The sequence below is a fragment of the Rummeliibacillus pycnus genome (genome assembly GCF_002884495.1).
GTDB classification, from domain to species: domain Bacteria; phylum Bacillota; class Bacilli; order Bacillales_A; family Planococcaceae; genus Rummeliibacillus; species Rummeliibacillus pycnus.
Map to the genome: position 1 here is coordinate 2762303 of NZ_KZ614145.1, position 13288 is coordinate 2775590.

The 13288-nt window shown below is 33.9% G+C and carries 12 protein-coding genes; 5 read left to right on the forward strand and 7 right to left on the reverse strand.

The window, feature by feature from the left end; genetic code table 11:
- Positions 1–175 precede the first annotated feature (175 nt).
- Together CEF14_RS13390 and CEF14_RS13395 are read right to left on the reverse strand one after the other, a co-directional pair.
- Positions 176–1105: an AEC family transporter gene (locus CEF14_RS13390; protein ID WP_102693309.1), complete on the reverse strand. Its 930-nt coding sequence runs from the start codon at positions 1103–1105 to the stop codon at positions 176–178.
- Between the two features lie 151 nt (positions 1106–1256).
- Positions 1257–2861: a sensor domain-containing diguanylate cyclase gene (locus CEF14_RS13395; RefSeq protein ID WP_245890169.1), complete on the reverse strand. Its 1605-nt coding sequence runs from the start codon at positions 2859–2861 to the stop codon at positions 1257–1259.
- 837 nt (positions 2862–3698) lie between these two features.
- Here CEF14_RS13395 and CEF14_RS13400 point away from each other — a divergent pair.
- Both CEF14_RS13400 and CEF14_RS13405 read left to right on the forward strand, forming a co-directional pair.
- A complete protein-coding gene (locus tag CEF14_RS13400; RefSeq protein WP_102693311.1) occupies positions 3699–4697 on the forward strand; it encodes a C40 family peptidase in 999 nt (332 codons plus the stop codon).
- Positions 4698–4824: 127 nt separating this feature from the next.
- A complete protein-coding gene (locus tag CEF14_RS13405) occupies positions 4825–5163 on the forward strand; it encodes a heme oxygenase (RefSeq protein ID WP_102693312.1) in 339 nt (112 codons plus the stop codon).
- Positions 5164–5263: 100 nt separating this feature from the next.
- On the opposite strand, the gene CEF14_RS13410 is transcribed toward CEF14_RS13405, so the two are convergent.
- The 3 genes from CEF14_RS13410 to solA form a co-directional block, all read right to left on the reverse strand.
- Positions 5264–6130, reverse strand: a complete 867-nt coding sequence (locus CEF14_RS13410) for an SDR family oxidoreductase (protein ID WP_102693313.1) — start codon at positions 6128–6130, stop codon at positions 5264–5266.
- Positions 6131–6308: 178 nt separating this feature from the next.
- Positions 6309–7067: a C40 family peptidase gene (locus CEF14_RS13415; protein WP_102693314.1), complete on the reverse strand. Its 759-nt coding sequence runs from the start codon at positions 7065–7067 to the stop codon at positions 6309–6311.
- Between the two features lie 278 nt (positions 7068–7345).
- Positions 7346–8494, reverse strand: coding sequence for an N-methyl-L-tryptophan oxidase (gene solA / locus CEF14_RS13420; protein WP_102693315.1), 1149 nt, complete (start codon positions 8492–8494; stop codon positions 7346–7348).
- Positions 8495–8737: 243 nt separating this feature from the next.
- Between solA and CEF14_RS13425 the strand changes: the two genes are divergently transcribed.
- The 3 genes from CEF14_RS13425 (at position 8738) to CEF14_RS13435 (ending at position 11427) form a co-directional block, all read left to right on the forward strand.
- On the forward strand, positions 8738–9376 hold the full coding sequence (locus CEF14_RS13425; RefSeq protein WP_170061517.1) for a CotZ-related putative spore coat protein: 639 nt from the start codon (positions 8738–8740) through the stop codon (positions 9374–9376).
- 91 nt (positions 9377–9467) lie between these two features.
- A complete protein-coding gene (locus tag CEF14_RS13430) occupies positions 9468–9809 on the forward strand; it encodes an S-Ena type endospore appendage (RefSeq protein WP_102693317.1) in 342 nt (113 codons plus the stop codon).
- A gap of 421 nt (positions 9810–10230) precedes the next feature.
- On the forward strand, positions 10231–11427 hold the full coding sequence (locus CEF14_RS13435; RefSeq protein WP_102693318.1) for a class I SAM-dependent rRNA methyltransferase: 1197 nt from the start codon (positions 10231–10233) through the stop codon (positions 11425–11427).
- A gap of 220 nt (positions 11428–11647) precedes the next feature.
- Here the strand turns inward: CEF14_RS13435 and bioB are convergent, their stop codons facing one another.
- Positions 11648–12646 carry a biotin synthase BioB gene (gene bioB / locus CEF14_RS13440; protein ID WP_102693319.1) on the reverse strand — a complete coding sequence of 333 codons (999 nt, stop codon included), beginning with the start codon at positions 12644–12646 and terminating at the stop codon, positions 11648–11650.
- A 1-nt stretch (position 12647) separates the two neighbouring features.
- Complete coding sequence (locus CEF14_RS13445) at positions 12648–13244, reverse strand: biotin transporter BioY (protein WP_102693320.1); 597 nt, start codon at positions 13242–13244, stop codon at positions 12648–12650.
- Positions 13245–13288: the final 44 nt, after the last annotated feature.

The following is a 13288-nucleotide window of genomic DNA, read 5'->3' on the forward strand; positions in this document are numbered from 1 at the left end:
TTGTCTATCTATCAGTATATGGAAGATTTCTTAATAATTCCATATCAAAATCCTGAAGAATTTCTTAAGATTTGGCTATATTCTGCATAAAAAAGGAATCTATTTTGAAATCCTTGTTCAAAATAGATTCTTTAAACTTCTAATTTGTATTCAATTTCTCCCTCAATGTTTCTCCTTAAGCATATAAAATCTTCGCCACATAAATTACAATTGTTACTGTTATACAACTAACTACAGTCGTAAATAGAACGGTTTGTGCAGCAAGCTCTGGCTCTACATCATATTCTAAAGCTAAGGTTGAGCTATTGCGTGATGTAGGGAACGCACTAGCAATTAATAAGGATTGTGCCACTATACCGTGGAACCCAAAAACCGAAATCCAGACTAACGCTACTAACGGCCCCATCAATAATCTCCCGATACAACTCATATATAACATTTTATTAAACATCGTGCTGACATGAATTTTAGATAACTGCGCACCCAATGTAAGGAGTGCAATGGCAACAAAAGCATCTGCCATATGATTAACAGCAATGGATAAAAACTGTGGTAGTTGAATATTTGCTACATTTAAAATAACACCCAATATTAAACCATGTACAATCGGCAATTTCACAATACTTTTAGCAATTTCCCATCCTGATTTTGCCGTTGAAATCAAATTATACAACCCGTATGTATAGGTCGTTAAATTTTGAAAAATAACCGTAATGATTTGAATTGCTGTACCTAATGGCTGAGCATGGAATACCATTTGACTGACTGGAATGCCATAATTACCAGAGTTAATAAGGACGATACTATTTTTGAAGATTGCTGCTTTCTTTTTTTCAAGTTTTAATACTTTACTAATAACCGTACTAATAACCATTAGACTTAGACTAAAGGCAAATAAATAAATTAATATTTTCCCTAATACTGCTGGGTTTACTTTTGTTTCATATATATTAACAAATACAGCAGCTGGCATTAAACAATATGTGATTAGATTCGACAATGCTTTCAAGTTAAATTGAAATTTGCGTTGCATGATTCCACCAACTACAAGTAAAACTAAAATAGGTGCAACTACTTGAAAGAATACTAAACTTAAATAACTCATCTTCTCTCCCCTATCTTATTCCTCCTCTATTATGAAACTTTTCAAGCTAAATAAAAAGAGTCGCTATTCAATTATGATGATGAAGTAACCTTATTCTAGATATATTTTTAGAAACTTAATCTTAAAAAACCATTAAAATAACCCAACTAATTTATCTAGTTGGGCTAAAGCTATTGGCGATTATCACACGATTTCGTCCTTGTTCCTTGGCTTGATATAAGCATAGATCTGCCTGTTCTATTAGCATAACAGCTGTAGTTTCTGTGTAAGGGTATTCCGCTACACCAGCAGAAATTGTGACTGCTTTACCTGTAGGGCTAGGTGTATTTTCAAGGTCTTTCCGTAAAATATCTGCAACTTCAAAGGCATCTTGAACAGTAGTATTTGGTAATAGAACGATAAATTCCTCTCCACCATATCGACAACATAAATCGGTTGCTCGAGTGACAGTTTTCATTTTATATGCTAAATATTGTAACACTTCATCGCCTACACCATGTCCATAAGTATCATTAACCAGTTTAAAATGATCGATATCCATTAAAATAATTGAAAATGGTGTTTTTGCAGTTATTAATTCATCCATTTTAGCAGTTAATGTTCTTCGGTTTGTTAATCCTGTCAATGGATCTGTAGTCGATTGATCCATAAAAAAATTTATCTGTTGATGTAAAAAGCTTAAACTGTGAATTAACGCATTTTTTAGCTGTATAACTTCGTAATACCAGGCTGGAACAGCGGAAAGATTTTTTTCTTCATCTTTTTTCATGCTACTCTCTGTTAATTCAGCTAGTCTTTGCAAAGGTCTTGAAATTCTTATTGCTGCCCAAATAATGATTACTAAAGTTATGAGTAGTAATGGTAATGCTACATAGAGCATTTCTTTTACCATATTTTCGGCAGGTTGTAATGAGATCTCTGTTGGTCTTTGTGAAACAACTCCCCAACCAGCTTTATCTATAGGTGCATAACCAGCTAACATATCTATACCTTGTGAATTGGTTACCCGTTGCGCACCACTTTCATCATGATTCATGATTTTTTGAACTACAGGATTATCCTTCACTACATCATTAATACGCGAGCGATCTTCGTGATAAATAATACGTCCATTACGATCTACTACATAAACATAAGAACCATCATCATAAAAATGCTTCCCTAATAGCTCAGAAAGAATATTATCTTCTTCCAAATAAATTGTCCCACCTACAAGCCCTAAATATTTACCTTTTTGATTAAAAACAGGTGCAGAAATATAGATTAACTCGCGACCTGTAAGGGCTCTATATGGATCTGATATCATTGGTCTTTTTTCTTTGATTGCATCTTTAACAGCTTTGGATGTTAAAACTTTACCTTTCAGATCTAACGTTTGTGGAGAAGTAGCTAACACTTTTCCTTTTGCATCCACTATGGAAATAGAGTTAAATGTATTGGTTTGCATTCTAAGACGATTAGCCTCTGCAATAAGCCTTTCTTCGTCATCTATGTTTTTTGCTATTGTATTTGAATTATATGTTAGTGTTTGAATGGTTTCCTTTAAATAATTATTTGCGGTAGTTGCCATTTTTTCTGCATATACTCTGTTCGTTTCTAATGTGTTATCCATTAACGTTTGATTGTTCATACGGTAACTGCTCCATAGACTACTTGCAATGGTGAGGATGAATGCTAGAATTGCAACGCCAATGATTAAATGTTGCAGCTTTAAATGATATTTTTTCATATACTTTTCTCTCTTTGTATTTTTCATTTGTGTTACCAAATAGTATAAACTATTTTTTGGAATAATAAAAAAGGGCTAAACCGAAATGAATCAATTTAGTCCCTCAATCATACTAAGCATTAAAACGGTGTATTGTATCATCGTAGTCATCATCTAAATCATCTTGTATGAACCCTAAAAACCTTAATAGCTTTTTCAACATACAATCATCCCCTTAACTTGTACATGCATTTCGCTAAAACGGTCATCTACTATTCTGAATATTCTTTACTTATATTTTACATGAAATTAATATAAAATTCTATTAAAACACTGTTTTAATGCCTAAAAAGAAGCTGGATGAGACTTAAATTAGACATATATATTCATATATTTTCTATATTACGTAAAATTTTATTTAACGGGGCCTATTTTCTAAATGAATTATTCGACCATTCGGATATTATTTCATTTCTAGACTTAAATACTGCTTCAAATCATTTTTCATTTTGCATTTCTTAATATTTTATTTTTGGATTTTATTTCTACTATTTTTATAGTTATTTTATTGCATTTGACGCGCTAACATTCTATAATATTAGCCAATTAGAATAGTAGGAATTAATCCCTTCTTTTTTCTAATGGTAGAGTGTTATGCATTAATTTTTAATTTGAATTATTGTATAGCAAAAATGAAGAGCTTTCCTATTTTAGACACCAGAGCCACCCCTCAATGGTTACTGGTGTTTTTTTATATATTTTTATATTTTTCACTTTGTAATATAGCTTTATTACTTTGTAATATTAGTTTGATATTGTTATTACAATCTTGCCATTTACACTCTCTATAATTGAACATGTGCAAAATTATTAGGGGGATAAAAAGTGAAAAAAATAAAATTATCAGCAGTCGCGTTAAGTTCAATAATGTTTTTCTCAACACTAGGCGATTTTACTGCTTCAGCAGCAACTACTTCATACAAAATAAAAGCCGGGGACACATTATCGGCAATTGGTGCAAGATATCATACTTCATATAAAAACATCATGAGCTGGAACCACCTTAAAACCACCAAAATTAAAGTTGGACAAAAATTAACGATTAAGACAAACTCGTCTTCAAGTAAAGCAAGTAGTATTACTTCTTCTACTTACAAAGTAAAAGCTGGGGATACACTTTCAAGGATTGGCAAAAAATATGGTGTATCTTATAAATCCATTATGAGTTGGAATAACTTAAAATCTACCAAAATTAGAGTTGGACAAATACTAAAAATAAAGGCAAGCGCATCTTCTAAAAAATCATCAACCAAAACCACTTCAAAAACTAGTACATCCACTACTACATACACAGTTAAATCTGGGGATACACTTTCAGGGATTGGCAAAAAATATGGTGTATCTTATAAAACCATTATGAGCTGGAATAACTTAAAATCTACCAAAATTAGAGTTGGGCAAAAACTAAAGATAAATTCATCGACAAAAAAAGTTAGCAATAGCACTTCGGCATCTTCTGCCAATACAAAACTACAAAAAGCAGTGTCCATTGCAAAAGCTGTACAAGGTGTACGTTATGTTTTTGGCGGATCTTCAAAAAGTGGCTTTGATTGTAGCGGATTAATCTACTATGCTTATAAGAGTGCTGGTATCTCTACCTATCGAACGAGTGCTGCGGGATATTATTCCATTTCATCCGCTACAAGTTCACCTAAAATAGGGGACTTAGTATTCTTCAAAAATACATATAAACCTGGCATCTCTCACATTGGCCTTTACATGGGAAGTGGTAAATTTATCAGCGCAAGCGGTACGAAAGTCCAAGTAAGTTCAGTAAATGAATCTTACTGGAAAAACCATTTTGCTGGTTATAGACATTTATAATTTCTTTTCAAATTAATAAATTCTCAAAAAATTACTTTCTTTTCATGGCTCTTATTTGCATAGAAATCCTAAAATGATATAAGCTTTCATAGAAGATATGCAATTGAATGAAAAGGAGCGATTTTACATGTACGTAGTAACGAACCGTATTAAAGTAAAAAAAGGCTTTGCAGAAAAAATGGCACCAAACTTTACACGTCCTGGCGCATTACAATCATTTGAAGGCTTCATAAAAGTAGAAGTTGCTGTTTGCAGAGATTTTGAAGAGTATGACGAAATGAGCGTAAATATGTACTGGCAAAATCTTGATGGCTTCAAAAAATGGCGTGAAAGTGATGCGTTCAAACAAGCTCATAAACGCCCTGAATCTAAACCAGGAGAAGCACCTAAGGAATCTCCATTACTTGGTAGCCAAATTGTCGTTGCAGAAATCGTTTCAAGCATTGGTGCTGCTACACAAGCTTAACATTAAAAAAAGCTCTAGTAGAGATCAATTTTCTCTTACTAGAGCTTTTTAAGTTCTTATTTTATTTAACAAGAATTTTGGGCTATTCTCAAATTATATTTTATGAATTCATAATTGCTCCACCATTTACATGAATACATTGTCCAGTCATATAAGTTCCTTCATCTGACGCAAGTAATACATATGCGCCAACTAATTCACGTGGTTGTCCTGGTCGTTTCATTGGTGTATCCACTCCGAAAACTGCTACCTGCTGTGCATCAAATGTAGATGGAATAAGCGGTGTCCATATAGGGCCAGGCGCTACCATGTTCACACGAATCCCTTTTCCCGCTACATTTTGAGCAAGTGCTCGTGTAAATCCTACGATTGCACCTTTTGTAGCAGAATAATCAATTAATTGCTCATTCCCCTTGTAAGCAGTAACCGAAGTGGTCGTAATAATCGAACTGCCTTCTTTTAAATGTGGCATCGCATACTTGCTTAAATAAAAGGCAGGGTCTATATTTGTGGCAAATGTCTTATGCCACTGTTCACTTGTTATATCTGTAAAATTTTTTACAAGATATTGTACTGCTGCATTATTGACAATAATATCAATTGAACCAAATTCTTGCATTGTTTGATCGACAATTTTTTTACTTGTCTCTTCTTTTGAAATATCTCCTACTACTAATAAACATTTTACCTTTTCTTGCTCAACTAATTTCTTTGTTTCATTAGCATCCTCATGCTCTTCTAAATAATTTATAACAATATGTGCACCTTCTTTTGCATAAGCAATCGCAACCGCTCTTCCTATTCCTGAATCCCCACCAGTAATGATTGCCACACGGTTCTTTAGCTTACCACTTCCGATATAGTCAATAGGTTGAAGTGGCCTTGGTTTCATAATGGATTCAATACCTGGTTGGTTACTTTGGGTTTGAGCAGGTTGTCCTCCCTTTTGTTGTTCATTTATATCCATCCATCTTTACCTCCTTGATGATCAATATATTCAGCCATTTCCATCTACAATTGAAAATAAACATGGGAAAAAGAACAAAACAAAAAGTCACGCTTTTATCTACATAGACTAATAGCGTGACTTACTTTATATGGAGGAAATCAATATCATCCAACTATTCAATTTTTATTCGTTTTTCTTATAGGGAACCATATCCAATGACACGTGCTGACCAATAGCTACCTTTAGCTACACTTTGGAATTGTACTTTGTTGCCAGCTGCATGTAACACTTCACCATTCCCTGCATAGATTCCTACATGTGTAATTGTATTGCTACCTGGTGTGGCACCAAAGAAGATTAAATCACCAACATCAGGGCTGCTTACTCGCTTTGTAACAGCATATTGTGTACGGCTACTGTGAGGTAATGTGCCATAACCTGCTTTTTTGTAAACATATGCTGTAAAGCCTGAACAGTCAAAGCCTGATGGAGACATACCGCCCCATACATAAGGAACGCCTAAATACTCTTTACCAATGCTAATTAGGTTATTGCCTGCTACTGCATTCGATACTTTTTTCGTTTTTGTATATTTTTTTAAATATGATGCTGAAACCCAGCCTGTTTTGCCTTTATATTTTACTTTATACCACTTTTTGTTACTAACCGTTTTCTTATATGTAGCAGTAACAACCGCACCTTTTTTTAAGGTTGTAATTTTTTTATATTTAGTTGAAGCACCTTTTCTCATGTTTAGGGCTGCTTTTGTTTTATATTTACCAGAAATTTTGACAGCTTTTGAGCTAGATACGGTTGTAATTGAAGTATGTTCTATGTTTGTTTTTGCTTGAGCTTGTATTTGTTCTTGAGGAGTAGCTCCTAATAATGTTCCAAGTCCTAATGTTAGGGTCAATGTACTTGCGGCAATTACTTTTAATACGCTTTTCTTATTCATTTAGATATTGTTCCTCCATAGTTAGTATAGTTTATATTTGATGTATTCGATAATTTTCGCTGTATTTTTAATAACTTATATACTAATATTATGGAAAATTTAATGAAGAAACAACGCGATTTCATTTACAAAGCTATTACTTTTTATTACAAATAATACAAAATGACATACATTTACTCGATTTTTAATACTTTAGCAATTTTATTGGTTATTTTTTACATACAAAAAGTAAAAAAAGCATTTTGAGCTCTTTTGAGTCAAAATGCTAATGATTGGTATTACTTGCTTTCCCTATTAAATCGGTTAATAGCAAATGGTGTTATATCTAAATCTGTTTTGCCTTTAATAATTAAATTACTTAATGCTTCTCCAACAGCACTCGCAAATTTGAAGCCATGCCCTGAAAATCCTGCAGCGATTGCAATATTTTTAAAGTTCGGATGTGTATCAATGATAAAGTCCTCATCTGGTGTCATCGTATACATACATGTTTTGCCGAATTTCAATGTATGTTCATGTGGCATAAATCGATCAAGAAAACTTGTTAAATCTTCCTCATCTCCAAGAACTTCTCCAAAAGGGAGCTTGTCTTCATCTGGATTAATCATTTCCCCCCCATCATGACGGCCAACTTTCAAACCTGCTCCATCAATACTTGGGAATCCATAAAAGATACTATCTGATAATTCAAAGGCGAATGCTGGAAATTTACTTCTACTATATAAACCTTCATCTACGTCATACCAAGCAAAGGTTTTGCGTATTGGAGTTAACGGTAAATTAAGATCCAACTGCTTTAACAATTCCCCGGCCCACGCTCCAACAGATAGAACTGCTGAATTCGATGTAAATGATTCTCCATTTTCCGTTGTAATGATTAACTGATGATCAGACTGTGTATCAATTTGAATTACTTTACTGTTGGTGCGAATTTCTGCACCTTCTTTTACTGCTAATTCTCGATAAGCCTCCATACAAAGCTCTACTTTTAAGATGCCCGATGTTGGCTCGTAGCACCCAATAAAATTCTCTGGAAGATAGATACCTTCCCATTTTTTATGTATATCCCCTGATGATAATACCTCTAAAGGCAAATCAAACTTTCCTGCACTAGTAATAACGTTTTGTATAAATCGGTCATCTCGATCTCCTACATTGATAACACCTGTCTGTAAGAAAAGTTCTTTATTTGTTTTTTGAGCTAGATCCTGCCACAAATCTCTTGCACGTAATGCAAATGGTACATACTGTTCCCCTTCTCCATAAGCATAACGAATAATTCGCGTTTCCCCATGATGACTACCATGATCATGTGGTGGATTAAATGAATCTAGTAGTAACGTTTTTTTACCATTCTTCGCAAGAAAATACCCTGCTGCCATCCCCATAGAGCCTGCGCCGATCACAACTACATCATAATTTTGCATGCAAAATCCCCCTATTTTCTAATTGCTTTAATCATATTATAGGGTTTTTAGGCATGTGATTGGTCAAAAAACAGAATATTTTTATAACTTATAGATATAGAGTTATGCTTGCATTTATTAATGCTTCCTATGGTTCCTACTTTTTTTACAAAATGAAGAAGCATAGTGTATCCACCTTTTATAGTCCTACGTATGATAATAATACACGCTAATTTAATCGTGTTAAGGGAGGTGACATTTTTTATGTCTAACGTAATAAACCAACTATTTAATCACGTACCTCATGTTCTAAAATCAAAGACTGAACATCCATTCATATTAATAGGAAGAAACGGCGAATTATTTTCTACAATTGGAATCTCGAGAGGATGCTTCATTACATCTTGTTTTTTTAACCTTATTTCTATTGATTTAAAAAACAATTGTGCTGTAGTGGAATTACTAAAACCCCTATGCGGTGCAAAAAAATTGTTTCGAACACAGGCACTAGTTACTATAGATCCTTCATGCTTTTGTGGAATAGAATTTGTATCTATCCCTGTTTTCGATTGCTTAATCAAATCTACTGTGATCAAAGAAGAATTATGTTTACCTTTTACTTTAACAAATACAGATGATCCAAAGAAATTATGGGTAAACAGACAAAAACACTTAGAAAACATAGTGACCCTTGGTATTAAATATGATGGGATTGATCCCGAACTAAATCTCATCTTCCACTCAAAACAAGGCTCCATTTCATTGGTGGTCCCAAAAGGACGTTACGAATATATAACAATTTCAGATTTAGAATCAGTTGAAACTTCCTCAACAGTTGAACTCGTAAACGGAAACCTTGATATTCAAATAAACGTTGGCGAAAAAAATATCATTTATTTTTAAAACTATCTAGACAAATTGTTCAATACTCATCAGATCCTATAACATACAATACATTGTACATGTACAAAAAAGAAATTCAGGAGGTGAATACATGGCTAAATTAGGAAATTGTCATATGGAACCTTGTTGCGTGAATGATGCAGTTTGTTCAACCGTTCATGTAGTGAACCAATCTTTAGTTACAGTTTGGACCAATGAATCTCCGTTTAACATAAACGGAACAATTGTAGTAGAAAACCCATTACAAGATGGAAATGCAACTCAACAAACTGTTAGATTAATTATTACAGGTAGTTCGGGTACTGATGTGAACATCGCTCCTGGGCAAACTGTAGCTCTAACTGTAAGGGGCTTACACATTATTCAAGTTCAAGGTTTAACAACAGGAACAACAGATGTAAAAGTCTCCTTCTCCTTAAATTACAAGTTCTAAGGTAAGCAAGAGTATGCTTTGTTCTAAAAGCTAGGCGACACTCAAGCATTACCCTAGAATGATGATCAGGCTCCAGTAAAAGACAAATCCATCAACATAATGCGCAGTATGTTGGTGGATTATTCTAAGAGTAATCCAGGGATGTCAGCTTACAACCAAGTTGATATCCCTTTATTAGTTAATATTATTTCATGAAATAGTAAGGGGTTTTTGATTTTCGCCTTTGGAAGTCAGGAGCCCATAATGTATAGTATGCAAAGTATATAAATAAATTGAAGAAAATTTCTTATCCTTTAAAATCGGATCAGTATAATTGTATTTAAATAATTATCATTACTCCATAGCTAACTAAGACTACTTACCTTCGCATTTCTTCCGAAAAAATGAGATAATGAGGAAAATAAATCTGAAGGATGACAAGATGACAAATATAAGTACTTTAAGAATAGACCCTAAGTATGTTCCTGAACTAAAAAGAGGCTATTCACTCATATTAAAAGATGCAATTCAAAGTAAAGAATCTTTGGAAGAAGGCGAAATCTTCCGTTTAGCAGACCAGCATAATCATTATATTGGAACCGGCTATTACGGCCATCAAAATAAGGGGATTGGCTGGGTTTTAACTACAAAAGAGCATGAACAAATTGACCAATCTTTCTTTAATAAGAAGATAAATATTGCTTTATCACATCGTGAAGATTTTTTTAATGACAGCCAAACTACAGCTTTTCGCGTCTTCAATGGCGAAGGTGATGGTATCGGTGGTTTAACCATCGACTATTTTGATGGATATTATTTGGTAAGCTGGTATAGTGAAGGAATCTATACATTTAAGGAATATATTTATAACGCATTAAATGAACTTGTTGATTTCAAAGCAGTCTATGAGAAAAAGCGTTTCGATACAAAAGGGCAATATATTGAACAAGATGATTTTGTTATGGGAACTGCTGGCGATTTTCCTATCATTGTGAAAGAAAATGGCATGAACTTTGCTATAAACTTAAATGATGGAGCAATGACGGGAATTTTCCTTGATCAACGTGATGTTCGCCGTGCTATTCGGGATCATTATGCAAATGGAACAAATATGTTAAATACTTTCTCCTATACAGGTGCTTTTTCAGTTGCAGCTGCATTAGGGGGTGCTACAAAAACAACAAGTGTGGATTTAGCAAAACGTAGTTTAGCTAAAACGATTGAGCAATTTAGTGTAAATGGTATCGACTATGAAGCTCAGGATATTAAAGTAATGGATGTATTCCACTACTTTAAATACGCTATTCGACATGAATTAAAATTTGATTTAGTTGTTTTAGATCCACCAAGCTTTGCTCGCACCAAAAAGATGACCTTCTCTACAGCAAAAGATTACCCAAAATTATTGGCAGATGCTATTGCTATTACTGAAAAAGATGGCATTATTGTAGCTTCAACTAATAACGCCAGCTTTGGAATGAAAAAATTCAAAACCTTTATCGACCAAGCATTTAAATCAACTAATACTAAATATAAAATCATCGACCAATACGGATTACCCAAAGATTTCCGTGCAAATCGTAACTTTCCGGAGTTCAATTATTTAAAAGTCGTATTCATCAAGAAATTAAGCAAATAATATTTTACTGTGAATCGATTACCAATGAAATTCAAAAAAGGTGCATTAACCCCTGATTAGCAGGGGATTAATGCACCTTTTTATTTTGCTCTGCCTTAATATTCCCTAATTTTTGCTATAGGGAATACTATCCTCCAGAAGTCATTTCCTTTCAGTTAATGAAAACAAAAGTCCTATTTTTATCTAACGGTCCCTTTATTTATTGGAGAATTTCATTTTATTAAACACAAGCACTCTTTTGCATTGGTGCTAAATCAATTTCAAATCCTAGTTCTTCAAGCATTTTCTTATCTTCAGCTCCTGGTTGACCGTCTGTTGTAAGATAGTCACCTAAGAAAATAGAGTTTGCAGCGTATAGACTTAATGGTTGAAGTGAGCCTAAGTTAACTTCGCGGCCTCCCGATACTCGTATCTCTTTAGTTGGATTGATGAAGCGGAATAACGCTAATACTTTTAGGCAATAGCGTGGATTTAGTTCATGGGTACCTTCAAGTGGTGTACCGTCAATGGCATTTAAGAAGTTTACGGGAATAGAATCTGCATCCAATGCATGTAAACTACGTGCCATATCAATAACATCTTGTTTAGTTTCCTTCATACCAACGATGACACCTGAACATGGAGAGATTCCTGCTGCTTTTGCACGCTCAACTGTTTGTACACGATCATCATATGTATGTGATGTTGTTATATTGGAATGATTTCTTGCAGATGTATTGATATTATGATTATAACGATCTACACCTGCTTCTTTTAGACGCTCTGCTTGTTCAGGCTTTAATATACCTAAACATGCACAAATAGTCATATCTTTATGTTTTTCTTTAATCGCTTTTACTGAATCTACGACAATATCAATTTCTCGATTCACAGGACCTCTACCACTTGCAACGATGCAATAGGTACCCACATTTAATGCTGCTGCACGATCTGCTCCAGCTACAATTTCTGCCTGCTTCATCATTGGATATTTTTCGATTGGTGCTTTGGAAACAATAGATTGTGAACAGTAGCCACAGTTTTCCGGACATAATCCAGATTTTGTATTAATAATCATATTAAGTTTCACTTTATTGCCAAAATAATGATGACGAATTTGGTAAGCAGCATCTAGCACTTTCAATAAATCAAGATCTGAACACTCTAAAATTGCTAATGCTTCTTCATCTGTAATTTGGTAACCTTCAATGACTTGCTGAGCTAATTTTGCGTAATCCATATTAGTGACCCACCTTTATGATTTTTTGTAAACGGAATCCAAGAATTCCTGCAAATACAGCTAAAATAATATCTTTTGGAAGAGGCGGCATCATCCATAACCAAGCCATTTTATAAGTAAATCCTTCTGGAGCTGCTGCCCAAAGTTTATATGCATAGTACATCCAGTTTGTACCGATTAAATAGTCAAGAGCTATCCCAACAAGTGCTGCTGCAATATACATTGTTTTTGTACGTCGGTATTCCACCATTTTCCCTGCTACATAAGCGGATAGTATAAACACTACGATAAATCCAAAAGTTGGACTTAATATTGAAGAAAAACCACCACTAAACTTAGCGAAAACAGGAGCACCCACTAAACCAAGAAGTGTATAAACAGTTATAGAAATAGCACCTAAACGGCTACCTAAAACTAGCCCTGCTAAAATAGCAAATAAAGGTTGAAGTGTAATTGGCACCCCACCAACTACTAAAAACGGTGCAAAAGATGTAATGTTAGCACCAATCATCATTAATGTAGCAAACATTGCACAATACACAATTTCTAATGTTGTTAGTTTACTCTTTGTCTTTGTTCCAGAAACATTTGAAGTCATTTATTCCCCATCCTTTGAGTTAACTATTAATAAATATAGGTTAA